Source organism: Pseudenterobacter timonensis (assembly GCF_900021175.1).
Lineage (GTDB): Bacteria > Pseudomonadota > Gammaproteobacteria > Enterobacterales > Enterobacteriaceae > Enterobacter > Enterobacter timonensis.
In genome coordinates this window covers 294,472-317,359 of sequence record NZ_FCOP01000010.1, presented here as the reverse complement: position 1 = coordinate 317,359, position 22,888 = coordinate 294,472, and the positions used below count along the sequence as shown (strand labels likewise).

The window sequence follows — 22,888 nt, the reverse complement described above, 5'->3', positions numbered from 1 at the left end:
CAGTTTATTACGCTTCGTCGCCGAACCAGCAAATATTACGTGCGGCCATGATGAGCTCACCGGCTTTCTCGTCGGTTAAACCGTCGATATCGGCCAGGTCATCAACGCCTTGCTCAGCGAGATCTTCCAGCGTACAAACACCACGGGCAGCCAGCTTGAACGCAACCGCACGATCAAGACCTTCCAGATTCAGCAGGTCATCAGCCGGCTTCTTATCGCCAAGGCTCTCTTCCTGAGCCAGCGCCAGGGTGGTCAGTGCGTTTTTAGCGCGTTCACGCAGGGCTTCAACGGTTGGTTCATCCAGACCGTCAATTTCCAGCAGCTCTTTCATTGGCACATAGGCCAGTTCTTCCAGGGTTGAGAAGCCTTCTTCTACCAGTACGGTAGCGAACTCTTCATCGATATCCAGATATTTGGTAAAGGTATCGATCGCCGCGTGGGCTTCCGCCTGATGCTTCGCCTGCAGGTCATCAACGGTCATGACGTTGAGTTCCCAGCCGCTCAGCTGAGACGCCAGGCGTACGTTCTGACCGTTACGGCCAATCGCCTGCGCCAGGTTACCCGCCTCAACGGCGATATCCATGGTGTGCTTATCTTCATCAACAACGATGGAGGCCACATCCGCTGGTGCCATCGCGTTGATCACGAACTGCGCCGGGTTATCATCCCAGAGGACGATGTCGATACGCTCGCCGCCCAGCTCGGTAGATACCGCCTGTACGCGCGCACCGCGCATACCGACGCAAGCGCCAACCGGATCGATACGCTTATCGTTGGTTTTCACCGCGATCTTCGCACGGGAGCCTGGATCGCGGGCTGCCGCTTTGATCTCAATAACTTCTTCACCGATTTCCGGCACTTCAATGCGGAACAGTTCAATCAGCATCTCCGGCTTGGAGCGGGTGACGAAGAGCTGCGCGCCACGCGCTTCCGGGCGAACGGCATAAAGCACGCCGCGGATACGGTCGCCAGGGCGGAAGTTTTCACGCGGCAGCATATCTTCACGCAGGATAACCGCTTCAGCGTTGTTACCCAGATCGAGAGAGATGTTATCGCGGTTCACTTTTTTCACCACGCCGGTAATGATCTCACCTTCGTGCTCGCGGAACTGATCGACCACCATGGCGCGCTCGGCTTCACGTACTTTCTGTACGATAACCTGCTTCGCGGTCTGGGTGGTGATACGGTCAAAGGTGACCGACTCGATCTGATCTTCAACGTAGTCGCCCACGTTCAGGCTTTCGTCCTCAAAACGCGCGGCTTCAAGGGTGATCTCTTTGGTCGGCTGGGTGACTTCTTCTACAATCAACCAACGACGGAAGGTGTCGAAGTCGCCGCTTTTACGATCGATCTCTACGCGAACGTCGATTTCTTGCTCGTATTTTTTCTTGGTTGCCGTAGCCAGCGCGCTTTCCAGCGCTTCGAAAATTTTCTCACGCGGCAGCGCTTTCTCGTTGGAGACGGCTTCAACAACAGCCAAAATTTCTTTGTTCATCGCGGGCTTTTCACCTCATCCAGACTGTTAAAAGTGGGGAACCAGGTTCGCCTTCTGGATATTACTCAGCGCGAACACTTCATCTTTGCCTTCGACTGCTACCGTGATCATCTCACCATCCACGGCTTTAATAATGCCCTGCCATTTACGGCGGTTCTGTACGGCCATGCGCAGAACGAGAGCCACTTCTTCACCGGTAAAGCGCGTGTAGTGTTCAGCTGTGAACATCGGGCGATCGAGGCCAGGCGAGGAAACTTCCAGGTTATAGGCGACGGTAATCGGATCTTCAACGTCGAGAACCGCACTCACCTGGTGGCTAACATCAGCACAATCATCAACATTGATGCCATCTTCACTATCAATGTAGATGCGCAGCGTGGATGTACGGCCACGAACAAATTCGATGCCGACCAGTTCATAGCCCAGTGCTTCAACCGGTGCTGTAATCATCTCTGTTAATTTTTGCTCTAATGTGGACAAGCCCACCCCCAAGACATAAAAAAAGGGCGTAAAGCCCAGTTATTCTGTAGTCAGATAACAAAAAACCCCGATAAATCGGGGCTTTAGATAACTGAACCCTATAGCCGCAACGGCGGCCTGGAGAACCTTCCGAAAGCGTTTTTTCAAATCCAGCTACGAAGGCGCTAAGTCTTCATAGTATATTTGAAAAAGAACTTAATGGGAAAGTTGGTTGCGGGGGCCGGATTTGAACCGACGACCTTCGGGTTATGAGCCCGACGAGCTACCAGGCTGCTCCACCCCGCGCCTGAAACGTGGCAAATTCTACTCGTTTTGGGTAAAAAATGCAAATAATGCTGGGATTTGGTACCGAAGACGGGACGTAAAATCGGCATTCAGTATAGTGATTACAGCCCCCTCATGTCAAGCTTCCCTCCTCTCTCCTAAAGTGCGGGAAATTTTTACAAAAAATGCACGATTCTCTTCCGGTCCTCGGGAAAAGATGATTAAATGAAAACTCACTTATTTTGCATAAACATGCAATGAGAGCGAAAGCGGTCTCTATCAGTCAATCAAGCAGGGTTTTATTTTATGACGACGATTCTCAAGCATCTTCCGCAAGGACAACGTATTGGCATCGCTTTTTCCGGCGGCCTGGATACCAGCGCCGCGCTGCTGTGGATGCGCCAGAAGGGAGCGGTGCCTTATGCATATACCGCCAACCTCGGTCAGCCGGATGAGGAGGATTATGAAGCGATCCCCCGTCGCGCCATGGAGTATGGTGCAGAGAATGCGCGTCTGATTGATTGCCGTAAGCAGCTGGTAGCCGAAGGTATTGCTGCCATCCAGTGCGGGGCGTTTCATAACACCACCGGCGGCCTGACCTACTTCAACACCACTCCGCTGGGCCGCGCCGTTACCGGCACCATGCTGGTCGCCGCCATGAAAGAAGATGGCGTGAATATCTGGGGCGATGGTAGCACCTATAAAGGCAACGACATTGAGCGTTTTTATCGCTACGGTCTGCTGACCAATGCAGAGCTGCAGATCTATAAGCCGTGGCTGGATACCGACTTTATTGATGAGCTGGGCGGGCGTCAGGAGATGTCCGAATTTATGGTCGCTTCAGGCTTTGACTATAAAATGTCGGCTGAAAAAGCCTACTCCACCGATTCCAACATGCTGGGTGCCACGCACGAAGCGAAGGATCTTGAGTTCCTGAACTCCAGCGTCAAGATTGTTAACCCTATTATGGGCGTAAAGTTCTGGGATGAGAGCGTGAAGATCCCGGCTGAAGAGGTAACGGTGCGTTTCGAGCGCGGCCATCCCGTCGCCCTGAACGGCAAAACCTTCTCTGATGATGTCGAACTGATGCTGGAAGCGAACCGCATCGGCGGACGTCATGGGCTGGGCATGAGCGACCAGATTGAAAACCGTATTATTGAAGCAAAAAGCCGCGGGATTTATGAAGCTCCGGGGATGGCACTGCTGCATATCGCCTATGAGCGTCTGCTGACCGGCATTCATAACGAAGATACCATTGAACAGTACCACTCTCACGGTCGCCAGCTGGGCAAACTGCTCTATCAGGGCCGCTGGTTTGATCCCCAGGCACTGATGCTGCGTGATGCTCTGCAACGCTGGGTGGCGAGCGCTATCACCGGCGAGGTGACGCTGGAGCTGCGTCGCGGTAACGACTACTCCATCCTGAACACCGTCTCTGACAACCTGACCTATAAAGCAGAACGTCTGACCATGGAAAAAGGCGAGTCCGTATTCTCTCCGGACGATCGTATCGGGCAGCTGACCATGCGTAATCTGGATATTACCGATACCCGCGAGAAACTGTTCAACTATGTTGAGAATGGCCTGCTCTCCGCCAGCTCCGGTAACGGTCTGCCGCAGGTCGAAAATCTGGAACACAGCGATAAGAAGTAAGCGCTGACAAGAAATGCAAAAGGCGTCCAATGGGCGCCTTTTTTATTTGGCTTGTGTAGGGCGACGCCATTTTGCCCGCTGGCGCTGCGCTTAGCGGGCCTACAAAAGCTCGGAGACACAGAATATACAGACGAAAAAAAAGACGTCTTTCGACGTCTTTCTTCTGGAATATTGGTACCGAGGATGGGACTCGAACCCACAAGCCCGTTAGGGCACTACCACCTCAAGGTAGCGTGTCTACCAATTCCACCACCTCGGTACAGGTACTTACTGCGGGATATCGCTGGTCGGCTTAGCCGGTGCAGCTGGCTGAGTTTGCTCAGTTTTCGCTGGCGCGCTCAGGTTTTCCCACTCGCTTCCTTTGCTGGTCTTGTTGCTGTTGATATTGCCAAGCACCAGACTGATGATGAAGAACAACGTTGCCAGAATCGCCGTTGTACGGGTCATGAAGTTCGCAGAACCACTTGAGCCAAACAGCGTACCGGAAGCGCCTGCTCCGAAGGAGGCTCCCATATCAGCGCCTTTACCCTGTTGCAGCATAACCATCGCTACCAGCGCGATTGCTACAATAAGGAAAACTACTAAAAGAGCTTCGTACATAATCAACCTGTTCCTTGCGGATTTGCCGCATACCAATGCTTCAACCAGTTAGCAGGAATTTATCTTTCCCACTGAAGCGGGTGTGAATACTAACCAAAGCGAATGCCCTGTGCAAGGGCAATTTCATCGCATTTTATCAAGTGCGGAAAAAAACAGCAAAAGCTCTCTTTCTGCGCACAATAAAGGCGGCAAACGCCGCCTTTTTAATCACTTAACCGGATAATCAGACCGCTTTTACCGCATCAGCAATGCGATGGGCAAATTCGGTGACCTGGGCTTCATTCTCGCCTTCCACCATCACACGGATCAGCGGCTCGGTGCCTGACTTCCGCAACAGCACGCGCCCGCGATTGCCCAACGCCGCTTCCACATCTGCCGTCACGCGTTTTACCGTCTCGTTTTCCAGCGGATTGCCGCTGCCGGCGGTAAAGCGCACGTTGACCAGGATCTGCGGGAACATTTTCATGCCGCTGCAAAGATCGTGGAGGCTCATATGGTTGCGAACCATCGCCGCGACCACCTGCAGCCCCGCCACGATGCCGTCGCCGGTCGTGGTTTTATCGAGAAGAATAACGTGGCCGGAGTTTTCCGCCCCGATACGCCAGCCCTTTTCCTGCATTTTTTCCAGCACGTAGCGGTCGCCCACTTTGGCACGGGTAAACGGAATACCGAGCTGCTTGAGCGCCAGCTCAAGGCCCATGTTGCTCATTAGCGTGCCCACCGCGCCGCCGCGCAGCTGACCCTGACGCAGCGCTTCGCGGGCGATGATATAGAGGATCTGGTCGCCGTCGACTTTGTTGCCTTCGTGGTCAACCATAATGACGCGATCGCCGTCGCCGTCAAAGGCGATACCGAGATCCGCTTTTTCCGCCAGCACGCGGGCCTGGAGCGCACGCACGTCCGTGGCGCCTACCTCTTCGTTGATATTTAAGCCGTCCGGCTCACAGCCGATAGCGATAACTTTGGCCCCCAGCTCGCGAAAGACGCTCGGCGCAATGTGGTAGGTCGCGCCATTGGCACAGTCCACCACGATTTTCAGGGCGCTCAGGCTCAGCTCATTCGGTAAGGTCGCCTTACAGAACTCAATGTAACGGCCCGCCGCGTCAACGATACGGCTGGCTTTCCCCAGCTCCGCCGAGTCGACGCAGGTAATCTCTTTTTCCATCTCGGCTTCAATCGCCTCTTCCACCTCGTCCGGCAGTTTGGTCCCGTCAATGGAGAAGAATTTGATGCCGTTATCGTAGAACGGGTTATGGGATGCAGAGATCACGATGCCCGCTTCCGCACGGAAGGTACGTGTCAGATAAGCCACCGCAGGGGTTGGCATTGGGCCGGTGAAGGAGGCTGAAAGTCCTGCCGCCGCAAGGCCCGCCTCCAGCGCCGATTCCAGCATATAGCCGGAGATACGGGTATCTTTGCCGATAATAATTTTACGTGAGCCGTGACGCGCCAGCACCTTGCCCGCCGCCCAGCCCAGCTTGAGCACAAAATCAGGGGTAATGGGTGCTTCGCCTACGCGTCCACGAATACCATCCGTACCAAAATATTTACGATTACTCATAGCGTTTGTTTTCCTTCGCTGACAGTGTAGCTTCCACCACGCGCATAGCTTCTACGGTCTCTTTGACGTCATGGACGCGAATAATATGTGCACCCTGCATGGCCGCAATGACCGCGCAGGCCAGGCTACCGCTAAGACGGTCGGATGGCCCGACGTTCAGCAGTTGCCCTACCATCGATTTTCGCGACATGCCCACCAGCAACGGCAGGCCAAAGTGATGAAAATCGGATAAGTGCGCAAGCAGTTCATAGTTGTGTGAGAGATTTTTACCGAAACCGAACCCCGGGTCGAGCAGCAATTTCTCTTTTGCGATACCTGCCCGCTCACAGCGTTCGATATGCTCCACAAAGAAACGGTTAACCTCTGCGCGTACGTCGTCATATTTCGGCGCTTCCTGCATCGTTTTTGGTTTTCCCTGCATATGCATCAGGCAGACGGGCAGGCCGGTTTCCGCGGCCGCTTCCAGCGCTCCTGGCTCGGTCAGCGAGCGGATATCATTTATGATGTGAGCGCCCACTCTCGCAGATTCACGGATCACTTCAGGCTTGGAGGTGTCGACCGATATCCAGACTTCAAAGCGCTGCGCAATGGCCTCTACTACCGGGATCACGCGCGATAACTCCTCCTCCACGCTGACCTCCGCCGCGCCGGGACGTGTCGATTCGCCGCCGATATCCACGATCGTCGCGCCCGCGTTGATCATCAGATTGGCATGTTTCACCGCCTCAATCAGCGTGTTGTGCGTACCGCCGTCAGAGAAGGAGTCAGGCGTTACGTTCAGGATCCCCATCACATGGGGATGAGAGAGATCGAGAACCGAATCCTGGGCGAAAAGTTTCATGGCTAATTCCCTGGTATTTTTATGGTTAAGCAGATATGAAAAACCCCGGAGCAAGCTCCAGGGTTTTGGGTAAAGATAACGCGGTCAAACGCGTGGCTTACTTGTCGCCCAACTGTTCTGACATGGTGTTGCCCGGGTTCGGCGTACGCGGTTCATCGACCGGACGCGGCGCACGCGGGGTGCCATTATTGTCAGAGTTGTTGGAGGCGCCTGGATCTTCCCAGCCCGCTGGCGGACGCACTTCGCGGCGTGCCATCAGGTCATCGATCTGCGGTGCGTCGATGGTCTCATACTTCATGAGCGCATCTTTCATCGCGTGCAGAATATCCATATTGTCGTTCAGGATCTGACGTGCACGACCGTAGTTACGTTCGATCAGCGCTTTCACTTCCTGGTCGATGATACGCGCGGTCTCATCGGACATATGTTTCGCCTTCGCCACAGAGCGGCCCAGGAATACTTCGCCCTCTTCCTCTGCATAGAGCAGCGGACCGAGTTTGTCGGAGAAGCCCCACTGGGTCACCATGTTACGCGCCAGGTTAGTCGCCACTTTGATGTCGTTAGAGGCACCGGTGGAGACATGCTCAGGCCCGTAGATAATCTCTTCCGCCAGACGACCACCGTAGAGGGTGGAGATCTGACTTTCCAGCTTCTGACGGCTGGCGCTGATGGCGTCGCCCTCAGGCAGGAAGAAGGTCACACCCAGCGCACGGCCGCGCGGGATAATCGTCACTTTGTGCACCGGATCGTGTTCCGGCACCAGGCGACCGATAATCGCGTGGCCCGCTTCGTGATACGCGGTAGACTCTTTCTGCGCTTCCGTCATCACCATGGAGCGGCGTTCCGCACCCATCATGATTTTGTCTTTCGCTTTTTCGAACTCCACCATAGAAACCACGCGCTTGTTACCGCGGGCGGCAAAGAGTGCAGCTTCGTTGACCAGGTTCGCCAGATCCGCACCGGAGAAGCCCGGAGTACCGCGCGCGATAATTGCCGCGTCGATATCCGGCGCCAGCGGTACGCGGCGCATGTGGACTTTCAGGATCTGTTCACGACCGCGTACATCCGGCAGGCCAACCACAACCTGACGGTCGAAACGGCCAGGACGCAGCAGCGCCGGGTCCAGTACGTCAGGACGGTTAGTCGCCGCGATAACGATGATACCTTCGTTACCTTCGAAGCCATCCATCTCAACCAGCATCTGATTCAGGGTCTGCTCACGTTCATCGTGACCGCCACCCAGCCCAGCGCCACGCTGGCGGCCTACGGCGTCGATTTCATCGATGAAGATGATGCAAGGCGCCGCCTTCTTGGCCTGTTCGAACATGTCACGCACACGGGATGCGCCGACACCGACGAACATTTCCACAAAGTCGGAACCGGAAATCGTGAAGAACGGCACCTTCGCTTCACCGGCGATCGCTTTCGCCAGCAGCGTTTTACCGGTACCCGGAGGGCCAACCATCAGCACGCCTTTCGGGATCTTACCGCCCAGTTTCTGGAAGCGGCTCGGCTCACGCAGGTATTCAACCAGTTCGCCCACCTCTTCTTTCGCTTCGTCACAGCCTGCGACGTCAGCAAAGGTGGTTTTGATCTGATCTTCCGTCAGCATACGCGCCTTGCTCTTGCCGAACGACATGGCGCCTTTGCCACCGCCGCCCTGCATCTGGCGCATAAAGAAGATCCAGACGCCGATAAGCAGCAGCATCGGGAACCAGGAGATAAAGATAGAAGCCAGCAGGCTCGGCTCTTCCGGCGGCTCACCGACTACCTTGACGTTTTTAGTCAGAAGGTTATCAAGCAGCTTAGGATCGTTCACCGGGATGTAAGTCGTGTAACGGTTACTATCTTTCTTGGTAACGTTGATCTCACGTCCGTTGATACGCGCTTCGCGAACCTGGTCCTGATTGACCTCTTGCAGGAAGGTTGAATAATCCACCTTACGGCCATTCGACTCGCTGGGCCCAAAGCTCTGGAACACTGACATCAGCACAACGGCAATGACCAGCCAGAGTATTAGGTTTTTCGCCATGTCACTCAAGGGATTAACCTCTTATTACAACTGTGTTAAAAACAGCGTCAGGATACGCTATATCCAGCCTCTTTCAAACTTTCGTCTGATTTCTGCCAGTTATGGTTTACGCCCGGTCGCTACAATATACACTTCACGGGAACGAGCCCGGGAAGAGTCCGGCTTACGAACTTTCACCTTCGTAAACAGGGAGCGAATTTCCTTTAGATACTCCTCGAAACCTTCGCCCTGGAACACCTTCACTACAAAACTACCACCTGGCGCCAGTACATCACGACACATTTCTAACGCCAATTCCACCAGATACATGGCGCGGGGGATATCCACCGCCGGTGTTCCGCACATATTTGGCGCCATATCAGACATGACAACCTGTACTTTACTGTCACCCACACGTTCGAGTAACGCTTTTAGCACTAATTCATCACGAAAATCGCCCTGAAGGAAGTCGACGCCGACGATAGGATCCATCGGCAAAAGGTCACATGCGATGATGCGGCCCGAACCGCCAATCTGCGTCACCGCATACTGGGACCATCCCCCGGGGGCTGCGCCGAGGTCGACAACCGTCATTCCCGGCTTAAAAAGTTTGTCACTTTGCTGGATTTCATCAAGTTTAAACCAGGCGCGGGAACGTAACCCTTTTTTCTGCGCCTGTTGAACATATTTATCGCTAAAGTGTTCCTGAAGCCAGCGGCTTGAGCTGGCAGAACGCTTTTTACCTGTCATTTAACATTTCCGTCGTGGTTCATCGCAGCCGGCCTTTGACGTAAATTTCTACGCGCTCGTTTGGCGTATTATGGGAGATGGCGGTAGAATGAACCGTTTTCAATCCCAACGTAAGCAAAAATATACGATGAATCTGAGTACTAAACAAAAACAGCACCTTAAAGGTCTGGCACATCCGCTCAAGCCGGTAGTTATGCTTGGCAACAATGGTTTGACCGAAGGGGTGCTTGCCGAGATCGAACAAGCGCTGGAGCACCACGAGCTGATCAAGGTGAAAATTGCCTCTGAAGACAGAGAGACGAAAAACCTGATCGTGGAAGCTATCGTGCGCGAAACCGGTGCCTGTAACGTACAGGTCATCGGCAAAACGCTGGTGCTCTATCGCCCGACTGCAGAGCGTAAAATCTCGCTGCCACGCTAAGAATATCCTGAATCAAACACGTTTTACGTGAAAAAAGCGGGATTTCTCAAAGCAGGCGAGCAAAATGCCACGCTCTTTAAGTAGTTGAAAGGCCGCTATGCGGCCTTTTTCCTATCTTTACAATGTATCAACATCTTTGGGGAGATGCGAATCAGAGATACTCTACCTTGGTGATTTCATATTCCACTTCGCCGCCCGGCGTGCGGATCGTCACCACATCATCCTGCTCTTTGCCAATTAACCCGCGCGCGATAGGCGAGTTCACGGAGATCAGGTTCTGCTTAAAATCCGCCTCGTCGTCACCCACGATGCGGTAGGTCTGCTCTTCATCATTGTCCAGGTTCAGCACGCTGACGGTCGCACCGAAAATCACCCGGCCATTGTTAGGCATTTTGGTGATATCGATCACCTGGGCGTTAGAGAGCTTGGCCTCAATATCTTTGATACGGCCTTCGCAGAAGCCCTGTTGTTCACGCGCAGCGTGGTATTCGGCGTTCTCTTTCAGATCGCCATGTTCGCGCGCTTCAGCGATCGCGGCGATGATTTCCGGGCGACGTACGGATTTCAGATAATCCAGTTCTTCGCGCAGTTTTTCAGCGCCACGTAAGGTCATCGGAATAGCTTGCATTTGTTATACCTCTTGAACATTCCTGTTGGGTACGGCAGACCGCCCCGACTACTGGCCTCGCAGGCATCCATAGCCTGACACAGGTCAGAAGCAAAAGAAAACTGACCCGGAAGCGAAGTTCCAGGCCAGCAGCAATTTTTCAGTTTGATACGCATTTTACCCCGAAGTTCACTATGGGTCATCGTTTACTTTGCAGGGCGATGCGCCGTAGTATGACGGTTTGTTTCCGGGTTGTTAGCGCGAGATTATGCGATTTTCTAGTTTTATCATCGGATTGACTACCAGTATCACGTTCTCTGTTCAGGCCGCGAATGTTGATGACTATGTGACTCAGCTCCCCGCTGGCGCTAACCTTGCCCTTATGGTGCAAAAGGTGGGCGCCCAGTCGCCGCAGATTGATTACCACAGCCAGCAGATGGCCCTTCCCGCCAGTACGCAAAAGGTAATTACCGCGCTGGCCGCACTGCTCCAGCTCGGGCCGGACTTTCGCTTTACCACTACCCTTGAGAGTAAAGGGAATGTCGAAGAGGGAGTGCTGAAAGGCGATCTTATTGCCCGTTTCGGCGGCGATCCCACCTTTAAGCGGCAGGATATTCGTAACATGGTCGCGGTGTTAAAAAAATCGGGCGTGCAAAGGATAGAGGGGAACGTGCTGATCGACACCTCTGTTTTTGCCAGCCACGATAAAGCGCCCGGCTGGCCGTGGAACGATATGACCCAGTGTTTCAGCGCGCCGCCGTCAGCCGCGATTGTTGACCGCAACTGCTTCTCCGTTTCGCTCTACAGCGCGCCAAAGGCAAATGATTTAGCGTTTATTCGCGTCGCCTCTTATTATCCCGTCACCATGTTCAGCCAGGTGCGTACGCTGGCCAAAGGCTCGCCGGATGCGCAGTATTGCGAGCTGGACGTGGTACCAGGCGATCTTAACCGCTATACGCTGACCGGCTGTCTCTCCCAGCGTGCCGACCCGCTGCCGCTGGCGTTCGCGATTCAGGATGGTGCCAGCTACGCGGGAGCCATCCTGAAGGATGAGCTGAAGCAGGCCAATATCAGCTATTCCGGTACGCTGCTGCGTCAGACCCAGCCCAACGAGCCGGGAACCGTGATTGCCAGCAAGCAGTCCGCCCCGCTGCATGACCTGCTGAAAATCATGCTCAAGAAGTCGGACAATATGATCGCCGATACCGTCTTTCGGATGATTGGCCATGCCCGCTTTGGGGTGCCAGGCACCTGGCGCGCAGGCTCCGACGCGGTACGCCAGATCCTGCGCCAGCAGGCGGGTATCGACCTGGGTAACACCATTGCAGTGGATGGCTCCGGGCTCTCCCGTCATAACCTCATCTCCCCCGCCACCATGATGAAAGTGCTACAGTACATTGCCCAGCATGACACTGAGCTAAACTTCATCTCGATGCTGCCGCTTGCCGGTTATGATGGTTCGCTGCAGTACCGTGCTGGTCTCCATGCCGCGGGCGTAGACGGTAAGGTCTCCGCCAAGACCGGCTCGCTGCAGGGGGTATATAACCTTGCGGGCTTTATTACTACCGCCAGCGGTCAACGCATGGCGTTTGTGCAGTATCTTTCAGGCTATGCTGTTGAACCGGCCGACTATCGTAATCGCCGTATTCCACTCGTGCGTTTCGAAAGCAGGCTTTATAAAGATATCTACCAGAATAATTAGCGATGAAACTCCTCATTGTTGAAGACGATCTGTTGTTACAGGAAGGGCTGTCGCTGGCGCTGACTAACGAAGGTTACGCGCTGGATTGCGCCGCTACGGCGGCGGAGGCTGACGCGCTGATTCAGAGCGGAGAGTACAGTCTGGTGATCCTCGATCTGGGGCTGCCGGATAAAGACGGCGCTACGCTGCTGAGCCAGTGGCGCCGTCGGGGCATTGATAACCCGGTGCTGATCCTCACCGCGCGCGACGCGCTGGAGGATCGCATCAACGGCCTCGACTCCGGCGCAGATGATTATCTGGTGAAGCCATTTGCCCTTGCCGAGCTTCAGGCCCGCGCCCGCGCGCTGATCCGCCGCTATCAGGGCCACAGCGATAACCTGCTTTCCGATGGCGATCTGGCGCTCAATCTGCAAACCCAGCAGGTCCTGCACCACGATCGGCCCGTGGAGGTTACGCCCAAGGAGTTTGCCCTCCTCACGCGCCTGATTATGCGCTCGGGACAGACGGTACATCGGGAAACGCTGCAGCAGGATATTTACTCCTGGCAGGACGATCCCGGCTCAAACACGCTGGAGGTACATATTCACAACCTGCGCCGCAAGCTGGGTAAAGATCGCATCAAAACGATCCGCGGCGTCGGCTATCGGCTGGAGAGCCAAAAATGAACAGCATGCGTCGGCGACTGATGATTTTGCTGGCGATTATTCTTTTGTTCTTTCAGCTCATTAGCGTTATCTGGCTCTGGCATGAGAGCCGCGAGCAGATCGGCTTTCTGGTCAACGAAACCCTCTCCGCCAAAGCGCGAAACCGGCATGTGGAAAAAGAGATCCGTGAAGCGATCGCCTCTCTGCTGGTTCCGTCGCTGGTGATGGTGGGTTTTACCCTGCTCTTCTCCTTCTGGGCGGTCACCTGGATCACCCGTCCCTTAAACAAGCTGCGCGCGAGTCTGGCCAACCGTTCGGCAGATAATTTGTCACCGCTGCCGATTTACTCCGATATGGAGGAGATCGGCGCCGTCACAACGTCGCTTAACCAGCTGCTTGCCCGGCTGGATCGTACTCTTCAGCAGGAGCGCCTCTTTACTGCCGATGCCGCGCACGAGCTGCGTACGCCTCTCGCAGGCATCCGGCTGCATCTTGAGCTGATGGCGCAGTCGGGTACGCCGCAGGCTGCCGCGCTGGTAAGCCGTATCGATCAGCTGATGCATACGGTAGAGCAGCTGCTGATGCTGGCGCGAGCCGGACAGGCGCTGGCGAGTGGTCATTACGCCACCTTCAGCTGGACGGAGAATGTTATCGGCCCGCTGATGCTGGAATATGAGTGTCCCGAACATCGCCTGATTGCCCCGCAGAGAAGCCCGCTCACCGTGCAGGGCGATGCGGTGCTGCTGCGCCTGATGCTGCGCAATTTACTGGAAAACGCGGCCCGCTACAGTCCGGCAGGGACCACGATCCGCATCACGCTCAGAGAACAAGATGGCGGTACGGCGGTCAGCGTAACTGACGAAGGTCCGGGCATAGATGAGGCGCACCGACAGTCAATAACGGAGCCTTTCCGCCGCCTCGATCAGCGCTACGGCGGCAGCGGCCTGGGGCTGAGCATCGTACAGCGCATCGTGCAGCTCCATCACGGCACGCTGACGCTGGAGAACGGCGACAAGGGCGGGCTTATCGTTACCTGCTGGTTGCCTGCAACGCTAGGCTAAAAAAAAGCCCCCATCGAATGGGGGCTTCAGTGAATGGCTTATTTCTTGTAGATGAACTCGACGCCTTCTTCGTCGTCTTCATCCCAGTCGTCATCCCACTCTTCATCTTCTTCAGCTTCCAGCTCGGCCAGCTGCTGACGGTGGTAGTCATCCCACATGAACTCGACTTTCTCAGGCTGTTTCGCCTCTTCTGCCTGAACAATCGGGTTCTCGATGATAAAGGTCATGACATCCCAGCAAAGCTCTTTCACGCCTACCTGGCTGGCGGCGGAGATAAGGTAGTACTTATCTTCCCAGCCCATCGCTTCAGCGATGGCTTTCGCTTTCGCTTCAGCTTCCGCTTTATCCATCAGGTCAATCTTGTTAAAGACCAGCCAGCGCGGCTTCTGGGCCAGCTTGTCGCTGTATTTCTCCAGCTCGCCGATAATGATGCGGGCATTCTCAACCGGATCGGAACCGTCGATCGGATCGATATCGATGAGATGCAGCAGTACGCGGCAGCGCTCAAGATGCTTCAGGAAGCGAATCCCGAGGCCAGCCCCTTCCGCGGCGCCTTCAATCAGACCCGGGATGTCAGCGACAACGAAGCTCTTTTCGTTATCCATACGCACGACACCGAGGCTCGGCACCAGCGTGGTGAACGGGTAGTCGGCCACTTTGGGTTTCGCGGCAGAGACGGCGCGGATAAAGGTGGATTTACCGGCGTTTGGCATCCCCAGCATTCCCACGTCAGCCAGCAGCATCAGCTCCAGCTGCAGGTCGCGCTTATCGCCCGGCGTGCCCATCGTTTTCTGGCGCGGCGTACGGTTAACGGAAGATTTAAAGCGGCTATTGCCCAGGCCGTGCCAGCCGCCCTTCGCCACCATCAGGCGCTGACCATGTTTAGTCATATCACCCATGGTTTCGCCCGTCCCCTGATCGATGACGCGCGTCCCTACCGGCACCTTGATGGTGACATCTTTACCACGCTTGCCGGTACAGTCACGGCTCTGGCCGTTCTGCCCGCGTTCAGCGCGGAAGGATTTCTCAAAGCGATAGTCGATAAGGGTGTTGAGGTTTTCGTCCGCCTCAAGCCACACGTCACCGCCATCACCGCCGTCACCGCCGTCAGGACCGCCTTTCGGAATATATTTTTCACGGCGGAAGCTTACGCAGCCGTTACCGCCATCACCTGCCACGACCAGAATCGTCGCTTCATCAACAAACTTCATTTTACTCTCCGTAACTCATTCGCCTGAGCGGGGGACTATTACAACCGCTTCATTTTTGCGCCAGCGTCCCCAGAGACGATGACCAATGGCGGAATACATCGCGCCCGCAACCACGACAAACGCACCGAGATAGCCCAACAGGTTGAGCATCGGTCTGGCGAAGAAATCGGGCCAGGCCATTGATAACAAATCTGAAAATAAGAGCGTAAACAGCGGGGTGAGCGTGATTAGCGCGCTCACCTGCGCCGCCTGCCAGCGCGCCATCGCTTCGGCCAGCGCGCCGTATCCTACCAGCGTGTTCAGCCCGCAGAAAACCAGACACGCCAGCTGCCAGTCGCTCAGCTGGGTGATAACTCCCGGCTTAGCCAGCGGCAATAACGCCAGTGTACATAAAGTGTACAGTAAAAAGAGGATCTGCTGTGAGGCCAGACGACGCAATAACACCTTTTGCGCGACGCCGTAACTCACCCAGACCGTAGCAGCCCCCACGCCGAAAATGACACCCCAGGTATAATCGGTCAGGCGGGTAAAAATTTCTGTCAGGCTGGTGTTGAAGAACATCACCAGACCGCACAGCAGCATGCTGGCGCCGATAATCTGCGTGCCACGCATCTTCTCCTTGAGGATAAAGACGCTGGCGACCATCATGCCCACCGGAGACAACTGACCAATCACCTGTGACGCCGTCGGGCTCAGATACTGCAGGGAAGAGCTGAAGAGAATGAAGTTGCCAAACAGACCGCCCGTCGCCACCGCCAGTACAACCAGCCAGCGTGGCTTGCGAAAGATCCGCATCGGCGGCAGCTTGCCCTTCAGCGCCAGAATTACACCAAGCCCGAAACTTGCCATCAGAAAGCGATAGAAGACCACCGTAGGCGGCTCCATCACTTCCAGTACCTGCTTCATTGCTATTGGCAGCGCACCCCAGCACATTGCGGTGGTGAGCGCCAGAAGAATACCAATGCCGGCCTGCTGCTTCATGCCCGGTTTCCCTACAGAAAATTTCAGGGGCCACTAATGTAAAAAGCCCCGCAACAGGTGCGGGGCTTTAATCCGTTACCGGACCAGAAAACCTTACTCAGCAACGATGCTGATGTATTTACGGTTGTTCGGGCCTTTAACTTCGAATTTCACTTTACCGTCTGCTTTAGCAAACAGAGTGTGGTCACGACCGCAACCTACGTTAGTGCCCGCGTGGAACTTGGTGCCACGCTGACGAACGATGATGCTACCCGCCAGAACGGATTCGCCACCGAAACGCTTAACGCCCAGGCGTTTAGCTTCTGAATCGCGACCGTTACGTGTGGAGCCGCCAGCCTTTTTATGTGCCATTTAAATCTCTCCTCAGGTCTTAGGCGCTGATGCCAGTGATTTTCACATCAGTGAACCACTGACGATGGCCCTGCTGCTTACGATAGTGTTTACGACGACGAAACTTAACGATTTTAACTTTCTCGCCACGACCGTGAGCAACAACTTCAGCTTTGATTACGCCGCCATCAACGAAAGGAACGCCGATTTTGACTTCTTCACCGTTTGCGATCATCAGAACTTCAGCGAACTCAACAGTTTCGCCAGTTGCGATGTCCAGCTTTTCCAGGCGAACGGTCTGACCTTCGCTTACTCGGTGTTGTTTACCACCACTTTGGAAAACCGCGTACATATAAAACTCCGCTTCCGCGCACATCCTCGTATGATTCAGAGTGCGCTATAAATATTCACAATAGGGCGCGAATATTACGCAAAACGCGAGCCTTTGACAAGTGCTACAGTCAATGGATGAAGAAAAAAAACACAACGCGTTTGGTAACGTTTATCTGGCGCGTTTTTTCAGTACAATCAGCGATACTATTGATAAACCGAAACCCTTCGTTAGCCCTTTTGACAGGGGGCATACAGGACAAGAAGCCCGACTTTTGCGATGAATTTAGAAAAAATCAATGAGTTAACCGCGCAAGACATGGCGGGTGTGAATGCAGCAATTCTGGAGCAACTCAACTCTGACGTTCAGTTGATCAATCAGTTAGGTTATTACATTGTCAGCGGAGGCGGAAAACGTATCCGTCCGATGATTGCCGTGCTGGCGGCGCGCGCTGTCGGCTATGAGGGAAACGCCCATGTCTCCATCGCCGCGCTGATCGAATTTATTCACACCGCCACGCTGTTGCATGACGATGTGGTGGATGAATCCGATATGCGCCGCGGTAAAGCGACCGCTAACGCGGCATTCGGCAATGCCGCCAGCGTGCTGGTTGGCGATTTTATCTACACCCGCGCCTTTCAAATGATGACCAGCCTGGGCTCGCTGAAGGTGCTGGAGGTGATGTCAGAAGCGGTCAACGTTATCGCAGAAGGCGAAGTGCTGCAGCTGATGAACGTCAACGATCCGGACATCACCGAAGAGAACTACATGCGGGTGATCTACAGCAAAACGGCGCGGCTGTTCGAAGCGGCGGCGCAGTGTTCCGGTATTCTGGCGGGCTGTAGCGAGGCGCAGGAGCGCGGCCTGCAGGATTACGGGCGCTACCTTGGCACCGCGTTCCAGCTGATCGATGACCTGCTTGACTACAGCGCCGACGGTGAAACGCTCGGCAAAAACGTTGGCGACGATCTGAACGAAGGCAAGCCAACGCTGCCGCTGCTCCACGCGATGCATAACGGTACGCCGGAGCAGGCGAAAATGATCCGGGAGGCCATCGAGCAGGGAAATGGTCGCCATCTTCTGGAACCAGTACTGGAAACAATGGCAATCTGCGGCTCCCTCGAATGGACGCGTCAGCGTGCTGAAGAAGAAGCGGACAAAGCGATCGCCGCACTTGAGGTGATCCCTGACAGCCCCTGGCGCGACGCCTTAATTGGGCTGGCGCATATTGCTGTTCAGCGCGACCGTTAATTTATATTTATTCCCCGCGACTGCCGCGGGGATATTCCCGTAAGCTCCAGTTAATTATTTATATGCGTTAAATAATCCCTTTAAACGCCCCATTAATAAAGCCCCGTCATATTCTGAATATTGCTTCCTGTAACACGAACTTTTTAGAACCGCCGTTCGAAGAAGGTATAGTAATCAGCGTCAGTGCAACTGAAACGACGTGGACGTATTTAAAAAGAGGGATAGCATATGGATTCAAAATTTATTGACTGGCATCCGGCAGACGTTATTGCGGCACTACGCAAAAAAGGAACCTCGCTCGCGGCGGAATCACGCCGTAACGGCCTGAGCTCCTCTACGCTTGCCAATGCGCTGACGCGACCATGGCCGAAAGGAGAGCTGATCATTGCCCGAGCGCTTGAAACCCAGCCGTGGGTTATCTGGCCGTCACGCTATCACGATCCTGTCACCCATGAGTTTATCGACAGAACACGCATGATTCGCAAACGCTAAGCACTGCCGGGGCCTGGCCCCGGTTGCCCTGTTTTCTCGCTCTTTTTACTCTCTTTCAGGTTAATTTATTCTCTCCATGCGATATTTTCGCACGTGGCGCCATTGCTGCGGACTTTCACCCTGAGAACTATTTTTCAGGTCAGCGTAAAAAAGAGGTGAAATAAGAGAGAGCAGGAAAAGCCTGGAAAGGAAATACTCCCGCCCTGCCGGACGGGAGCAGGAAGATTATTCGCCTTTAACGCGTTCGATATTTGCGCCCAGAGCACGAAGTTTATCTTCGATGCGCTCGTAGCCACGATCGATATGATAAATACGATCCACAAGCGTGGTCCCTTCGGCAATACAGCCGGCCAGCACCAGGCTTGCAGAGGCGCGCAAATCCGTCGCCATTACCTGAGCACCAGAGAGTTTTTCCACGCCGTGGCAGATAACGGTGTTGCTCTCGATCTCCGCGTGCGCGCCCATGCGGATCAGTTCCGGCACATGCATAAAGCGGTTTTCGAAAATGGTTTCGGTGATTACGCCGGTTCCTTCCGCTACCAGGTTCAGCAGAGTGAACTGCGCCTGCATATCGGTTGGGAAGGCCGGGTGCGGCGCGGTACGCACGTTAACCGCCTTCGGACGCTTGCCGTGCATATCCAGGCTGATCCAGTCTTCACCGGTCTCAATATCCGCGCCCGCTTCGCGCAGCTTCGCCAGCACCGCGTCCAGCGTATCGGGCTGGGCGTTACGGCAGACGATCTTGCCGCCGGAGATCGCCGCGGCCACCAGGAAAGTCCCGGTTTCGATACGGTCCGGCAGCACGCGGTAAACGCCGCCGCCCAGACGCTCCACCCCTTCGATGGTGATGCGATCGGTGCCCTGACCGGTGATCTTCGCCCCCAGCGCCACGAGGAAGTTTGCCGTATCGACAATCTCCGGCTCGCGCGCGGCGTTTTCGATAATCGTCGTCCCTTCGGCCAGCGTCGCCGCCGACATGATGGTGACGGTGGCGCCCACGCTCACCTTATCCATCACGATATGGGCCCCCTTCAGGCGACCGTTAACGGAGGCTTTAACGTAGCCCTCTTCCAGCTTGATCTCGGCGCCCAGCTTCTCCAGGCCAAAGATGTGCAGATCGACCGGACGCGCGCCAATCGCGCAGCCACCCGGCAGGGAGACCTGACCCTGGCCAAAACGCGCCACCAGCGGCCCCAACGCCCAGATAGAGGCGCGCATGGTTTTGACCAGCTCATAAGGAGCGCAGAAGATATTGACCTTGCTGGCGTCGATCCAGACGGAACCGTTACGCTCCACCTTAGTGCCAAGCTGGCTGAGCAGCTTCATGGTGGTGTCGATATCTTTCAGTTTTGGTACGTTCTGGATCTCTACCGGCTCTTCAGCAAGCAGCGCGGCGAACAGGATCGGCAACGCGGCGTTTTTTGCGCCGGAAATAGTGACTTCGCCCTGGAGACGCGTCGGCCCCTGTACACGAAATTTATCCATGTGTTTACTCTCTTATAAATTCAACCGTGCTGAGGGCAAATCACCCTCAGCTCAAAAACCGTTTAGCTTACGATCGCGTTCCCACTCCAGCGGGGTATACGCTTTAATCGACAGGGCGTGGATGCGGTTATCCGCGATATATTCCATCAGCGGCGCGTAGACAGCCTGCTGTTTCTTCACGCGGCTCATGCCGTCGAAGATCTCACCCACAGCAATAACCTGAAAGTGACTGCCATCGCCGGAGACGTGGACTTCCTGAAGGGAGAGTGCGTTCATCAGCACCGTCTGGATTTCATGATTTTCCATGGGTTCTATATCATCTGGTAGTGAAAACAAGCCCAACATCTTAGAGCAAAGTGGCGCCGTCTTAAACAAGCAAAAAGCCCCGACGATAAAACAGTCGGGGCTTTAACAAGTAACGTACTGAAATAATTAACGTGGCAAAAGATCGGCAGGCAGGTTGTAGAGCTTGGCAAGCGTAAAAACATTCTCGCTTGCGCCGGTTAATGTCACCTTCTGCCCCTGCCGATTCCCCTCGGCGACCAGATGCATCAGCAGCGCAACGCCTGCCGTATCCACCCGCGTAATCGTGCTCAGGTCGATAAACGTCACGCCCTGCATCGCCTGCTGGCGGGCGTCCCACAGGGGATTGAGCAGATCCTGATCCAGTTCGCCCGAGAGCAGCAACGTCTCTCCCTCACGCGACCAGCCGAGTTGCTGCGTCATTATTTCTTCTCATCCAGGGTAATTTTCTGGCGGGAGATGGATTTCAGCTGTGCGGTCAGGCCGTCGATGCCTTTCGTGCGCAGCAGATCGCTCCACTCGTTCTGTTTAGTGGTGATCATGCTCACCCCTTCCGCGATCATGTCGTAAGCCTGCCAGTTACCGGTCTGGCTGTTCTTACGCCACTGGAAGTCCAGGCGTACCGGCGGACGACCGTTCGGATCGATGATGGTGACGCGAATCGGCACGATGGTGGCGTCGCCCAGCGGTTTTTCCGGCGCGATCTGATAGGTCTGGCCGTTATACATCGCCAGCGCCTGGCCATAAGCCTGCTTCAGGTATTCGCGGAAGGCGGCGAAGTAGGCGTCACGCTGAGCCGGGGTCGCCTCTTTGTAGTAGCGTCCCAGCACCAGCGCGCCCGCATATTTAATCTGCACGTAAGGCAGCAGCTCCTGATCGACAACATCACGCAGATAGTCCGGATTGGCGCGAATTTTGGGCTGTTCGTTTTTCAGGCGATCAAAGGTCTTTTGCGCCGCCTCGTTCATCAGCTTGTAGGGGTTGGTCTGGTCAGCCGCCGTTGCCGCCGTTAAAGGGGCAATCACCAGCATGGCTACCATTAACAGTCGTTTAATCATGGATCACTTCTCCTGAAATTAATGCGTTGCGTCCGGGGTCGGCGCGACGTCGGTTTGGCCTTCACTCTGCGCAGGGGCATCGTCAGATTGCTTGTCGTCGCCTTTGCTGTTGTAAAGGAACTGGCCAATCATATCTTCAAGCACCATTGCCGATTTCGTATCCTGAATGACGCCGCCATCTTTAAGGATAGACGTTCCCAGGTCCAGGTCCTCAAAGCCGACGTTCAGCGCCAGGTATTGCTCTCCCAGCAGGCCGGAGGTGCGGATAGAGAGCGAGCTGGTATCAGGAATATGGTTGTAACGCTCTTCGATATCTAACGCCACGCGCGGTAAATAGGTTTTTTCATCCAGCGTAATGTCCGCCACGCGGCCAACCACCACACCGCCGATACGTACCGGCGAGCGAACCTTCAGGCCGCCGATATTATCGAACGTGGCGTAAATACGGTAGGTAGGTTCCGTACGGACAGAGGTGATATTCGCAGCGCGCAGGCAGATAAACAGCGCCGCCAGCAGCGCCAGCAGCAAAAACACCCCTACCCAAATTTCATTTTTTCTCGTTTGCATGAACTTTAATTCCCAAACATCAGTGCGGTAAGCACAAAATCCAGCCCCAGTACGGCCAGCGACGAATGCACGACGGTACGCGTTGTAGCACGGCTAATGCCTTCCGAGGTCGGGATTGCATCATAACCGTTAAATAAGGCAATCCAGGTCACCGTCAGCGCGAACACCACGCTTTTTATCAGGCAGTTGATCAGATCCATACGCAGATCGATGGCGTCCTGCATGGCGGACCAGAAAAAGCCTGCATCAATGCCTTTCCACTGTACGCCCACCAGCGAGCCGCCCCAGATGCCGACCGCGACGAAAAGAATGGTCAGCAGCGGCAGGGAAATCATCCCCGCCCAGAAGCGCGGCGAGATCACCCGACGCAGCGGATCGACCGCCATCATCTCCATGCTGGAGAGCTGCTCGGTGGCGCGCATCAGGCCGATTTCGGCGGTTAACGCCGACCCGGCACGCCCGGCAAACAGCAGCGCCGCGACGACCGGGCCGAGCTCACGCAGCAGGGAGAGTGCCACTAGCATGCCGAGGCTGGTCTCCGCGCTGTAGGTGGTCAGTACCAGATACCCCTGCAGCCCGAGCACCATGCCGATAAAGAGGCCGGAGACGATGATGATAAGCATCGATAAAACGCCGACGTTATAGAGCTGACGCACCAGCAGCGGAGCATGCTTGCGAAACTCCGGCTTGCCCACCAGCGCATTAAATAACATCAACCCGGCGCGCCCGAACGTCCTGATGGTTTTTATCCCACGGTGCCCGAGCGCAGCCAATCCATTTAACAGCATG

General features: G+C 55.2%; 25 protein-coding genes and 2 tRNA genes. 7 read left to right on the top strand and 20 right to left on the bottom strand.

The window, feature by feature from the left end; translation table 11 throughout:
• Nucleotides 1-7: 7 nt before the first annotated feature.
• The 3 genes from nusA to BN3796_RS03965 all read right to left on the bottom strand — a co-directional run bounded on the left by nusA (nt 8) and on the right by BN3796_RS03965 (nt 2,260).
• On the bottom strand, nt 8-1,495 hold the full coding sequence (gene nusA / locus BN3796_RS03975; protein WP_061707095.1) for a transcription termination factor NusA: 1,488 nt from the start codon (nt 1,493-1,495) through the stop codon (nt 8-10).
• 27 nt (nt 1,496-1,522) lie between these two features.
• A complete protein-coding gene (gene rimP / locus BN3796_RS03970; RefSeq protein ID WP_061707546.1) occupies nt 1,523-1,975 on the bottom strand; it encodes a ribosome maturation factor RimP in 453 nt (150 codons plus the stop codon).
• 208 nt (nt 1,976-2,183) lie between these two features.
• Nucleotides 2,184-2,260, bottom strand: a tRNA-Met gene (locus BN3796_RS03965).
• Between the two features lie 285 nt (nt 2,261-2,545).
• Between BN3796_RS03965 and argG the strand changes: the two genes are divergently transcribed.
• The gene (gene argG / locus BN3796_RS03960) at nt 2,546-3,892 is read left to right on the top strand and encodes an argininosuccinate synthase (RefSeq protein ID WP_061707094.1); all 1,347 of its coding nucleotides are present in this window, start codon (nt 2,546-2,548) and stop codon (nt 3,890-3,892) included.
• A 172-nt stretch (nt 3,893-4,064) separates the two neighbouring features.
• Here argG and BN3796_RS03955 read toward each other — a convergent pair.
• From BN3796_RS03955 to rlmE, 6 genes are all read right to left on the bottom strand, one after another.
• Nucleotides 4,065-4,151: transfer RNA gene (locus BN3796_RS03955), tRNA-Leu, on the bottom strand.
• Nucleotides 4,152-4,159: 8 nt separating this feature from the next.
• Nucleotides 4,160-4,492 carry a preprotein translocase subunit SecG gene (gene secG / locus BN3796_RS03950; RefSeq protein WP_061707093.1) on the bottom strand — a complete coding sequence of 111 codons (333 nt, stop codon included), beginning with the start codon at nt 4,490-4,492 and terminating at the stop codon, nt 4,160-4,162.
• A gap of 223 nt (nt 4,493-4,715) precedes the next feature.
• A complete protein-coding gene (gene glmM / locus BN3796_RS03945; RefSeq protein WP_061707092.1) occupies nt 4,716-6,053 on the bottom strand; it encodes a phosphoglucosamine mutase in 1,338 nt (445 codons plus the stop codon).
• Nucleotides 6,046-6,894, bottom strand: coding sequence for a dihydropteroate synthase (folP, locus tag BN3796_RS03940; RefSeq protein ID WP_061707091.1), 849 nt, complete (start codon nt 6,892-6,894; stop codon nt 6,046-6,048). Before folP ends, glmM begins: the two co-directional genes overlap by 8 nt.
• Nucleotides 6,895-6,991: 97 nt before the next feature.
• Nucleotides 6,992-8,926: an ATP-dependent zinc metalloprotease FtsH gene (gene ftsH / locus BN3796_RS03935; RefSeq protein ID WP_061707090.1), complete on the bottom strand. Its 1,935-nt coding sequence runs from the start codon at nt 8,924-8,926 to the stop codon at nt 6,992-6,994.
• Between the two features lie 99 nt (nt 8,927-9,025).
• Nucleotides 9,026-9,655: a 23S rRNA (uridine(2552)-2'-O)-methyltransferase RlmE gene (gene rlmE, locus BN3796_RS03930; protein ID WP_061707089.1), complete on the bottom strand. Its 630-nt coding sequence runs from the start codon at nt 9,653-9,655 to the stop codon at nt 9,026-9,028.
• Between the two features lie 127 nt (nt 9,656-9,782).
• On the opposite strand from rlmE, the gene yhbY reads away from it, so the two are divergent.
• Nucleotides 9,783-10,076 carry a ribosome assembly RNA-binding protein YhbY gene (gene yhbY / locus BN3796_RS03925; protein WP_061707545.1) on the top strand — a complete coding sequence of 98 codons (294 nt, stop codon included), beginning with the start codon at nt 9,783-9,785 and terminating at the stop codon, nt 10,074-10,076.
• Nucleotides 10,077-10,227: 151 nt separating this feature from the next.
• Here yhbY and greA read toward each other — a convergent pair whose 3' ends face one another.
• Nucleotides 10,228-10,704, bottom strand: a complete 477-nt coding sequence (gene greA, locus BN3796_RS03920) for a transcription elongation factor GreA (protein WP_061707088.1) — start codon at nt 10,702-10,704, stop codon at nt 10,228-10,230.
• 247 nt (nt 10,705-10,951) lie between these two features.
• Here greA and dacB point away from each other — a divergent pair, with 247 nt between their 5' ends.
• From dacB to pmrB, 3 genes are read left to right on the top strand one after another with little or no spacing between them, the layout of a single operon-like run.
• Complete coding sequence (dacB, locus tag BN3796_RS03915; RefSeq protein WP_061707087.1) at nt 10,952-12,385, top strand: serine-type D-Ala-D-Ala carboxypeptidase; 1,434 nt, start codon at nt 10,952-10,954, stop codon at nt 12,383-12,385.
• Between the two features lie 2 nt (nt 12,386-12,387).
• The gene (pmrA, locus tag BN3796_RS03910; protein ID WP_061707086.1) at nt 12,388-13,050 is read left to right on the top strand and encodes a two-component system response regulator PmrA; all 663 of its coding nucleotides are present in this window, start codon (nt 12,388-12,390) and stop codon (nt 13,048-13,050) included.
• Entirely contained in the window at nt 13,047-14,090 is a 1,044-nt protein-coding gene (gene pmrB / locus BN3796_RS03905) for a two-component system sensor histidine kinase PmrB (RefSeq protein WP_061707085.1), read from the top strand. The genes pmrA and pmrB overlap by 4 nt, the downstream gene beginning before the upstream one ends.
• Nucleotides 14,091-14,128: 38 nt before the next feature.
• On the opposite strand, the gene cgtA is transcribed toward pmrB, so the two are convergent.
• The 4 genes from cgtA to rplU all read right to left on the bottom strand — a co-directional run bounded on the left by cgtA (nt 14,129) and on the right by rplU (nt 16,964).
• A complete protein-coding gene (cgtA, locus tag BN3796_RS03900; RefSeq protein WP_061707084.1) occupies nt 14,129-15,301 on the bottom strand; it encodes an Obg family GTPase CgtA in 1,173 nt (390 codons plus the stop codon).
• 15 nt (nt 15,302-15,316) lie between these two features.
• Nucleotides 15,317-16,282 carry a DMT family transporter gene (locus tag BN3796_RS03895; RefSeq protein ID WP_061707083.1) on the bottom strand — a complete coding sequence of 322 codons (966 nt, stop codon included), beginning with the start codon at nt 16,280-16,282 and terminating at the stop codon, nt 15,317-15,319.
• Nucleotides 16,283-16,375: 93 nt separating this feature from the next.
• Nucleotides 16,376-16,633: a 50S ribosomal protein L27 gene (gene rpmA / locus BN3796_RS03890; RefSeq protein ID WP_003861831.1), complete on the bottom strand. Its 258-nt coding sequence runs from the start codon at nt 16,631-16,633 to the stop codon at nt 16,376-16,378.
• Between the two features lie 19 nt (nt 16,634-16,652).
• Nucleotides 16,653-16,964, bottom strand: a complete 312-nt coding sequence (gene rplU / locus BN3796_RS03885) for a 50S ribosomal protein L21 (RefSeq protein ID WP_000271401.1) — start codon at nt 16,962-16,964, stop codon at nt 16,653-16,655.
• Between the two features lie 258 nt (nt 16,965-17,222).
• Here rplU and ispB point away from each other — a divergent pair, with 258 nt between their 5' ends.
• Entirely contained in the window at nt 17,223-18,194 is a 972-nt protein-coding gene (ispB, locus tag BN3796_RS03880; RefSeq protein WP_061707082.1) for an octaprenyl diphosphate synthase, read from the top strand.
• Between the two features lie 228 nt (nt 18,195-18,422).
• Nucleotides 18,423-18,686 (top strand): DNA-binding transcriptional regulator SfsB, encoded by a 264-nt coding sequence (sfsB, locus tag BN3796_RS03875; RefSeq protein ID WP_061707081.1) that lies wholly within the window; start codon nt 18,423-18,425, stop codon nt 18,684-18,686.
• 225 nt (nt 18,687-18,911) lie between these two features.
• Here sfsB and murA read toward each other — a convergent pair whose 3' ends face one another.
• The 6 genes from murA to mlaE all read right to left on the bottom strand — a co-directional run bounded on the left by murA (nt 18,912) and on the right by mlaE (nt 22,887).
• Nucleotides 18,912-20,171, bottom strand: a complete 1,260-nt coding sequence (gene murA / locus BN3796_RS03870) for a UDP-N-acetylglucosamine 1-carboxyvinyltransferase (protein ID WP_061707080.1) — start codon at nt 20,169-20,171, stop codon at nt 18,912-18,914.
• A 51-nt stretch (nt 20,172-20,222) separates the two neighbouring features.
• Nucleotides 20,223-20,477, bottom strand: a complete 255-nt coding sequence (gene ibaG / locus BN3796_RS03865) for a BolA family iron metabolism protein IbaG (RefSeq protein ID WP_061707079.1) — start codon at nt 20,475-20,477, stop codon at nt 20,223-20,225.
• A gap of 126 nt (nt 20,478-20,603) precedes the next feature.
• Complete coding sequence (mlaB, locus tag BN3796_RS03860) at nt 20,604-20,897, bottom strand: lipid asymmetry maintenance protein MlaB (RefSeq protein WP_061707078.1); 294 nt, start codon at nt 20,895-20,897, stop codon at nt 20,604-20,606.
• A complete protein-coding gene (gene mlaC / locus BN3796_RS03855; protein ID WP_061707077.1) occupies nt 20,897-21,532 on the bottom strand; it encodes a phospholipid-binding protein MlaC in 636 nt (211 codons plus the stop codon). Before mlaC ends, mlaB begins: the two co-directional genes overlap by 1 nt.
• 18 nt (nt 21,533-21,550) lie before the next feature.
• Nucleotides 21,551-22,099: an outer membrane lipid asymmetry maintenance protein MlaD gene (mlaD, locus tag BN3796_RS03850; protein WP_061707076.1), complete on the bottom strand. Its 549-nt coding sequence runs from the start codon at nt 22,097-22,099 to the stop codon at nt 21,551-21,553.
• Between the two features lie 5 nt (nt 22,100-22,104).
• The gene (mlaE, locus tag BN3796_RS03845) at nt 22,105-22,887 is read right to left on the bottom strand and encodes a lipid asymmetry maintenance ABC transporter permease subunit MlaE (RefSeq protein ID WP_061707075.1); all 783 of its coding nucleotides are present in this window, start codon (nt 22,885-22,887) and stop codon (nt 22,105-22,107) included.
• Between the last annotated feature and the right edge of the window lies 1 nt (nt 22,888).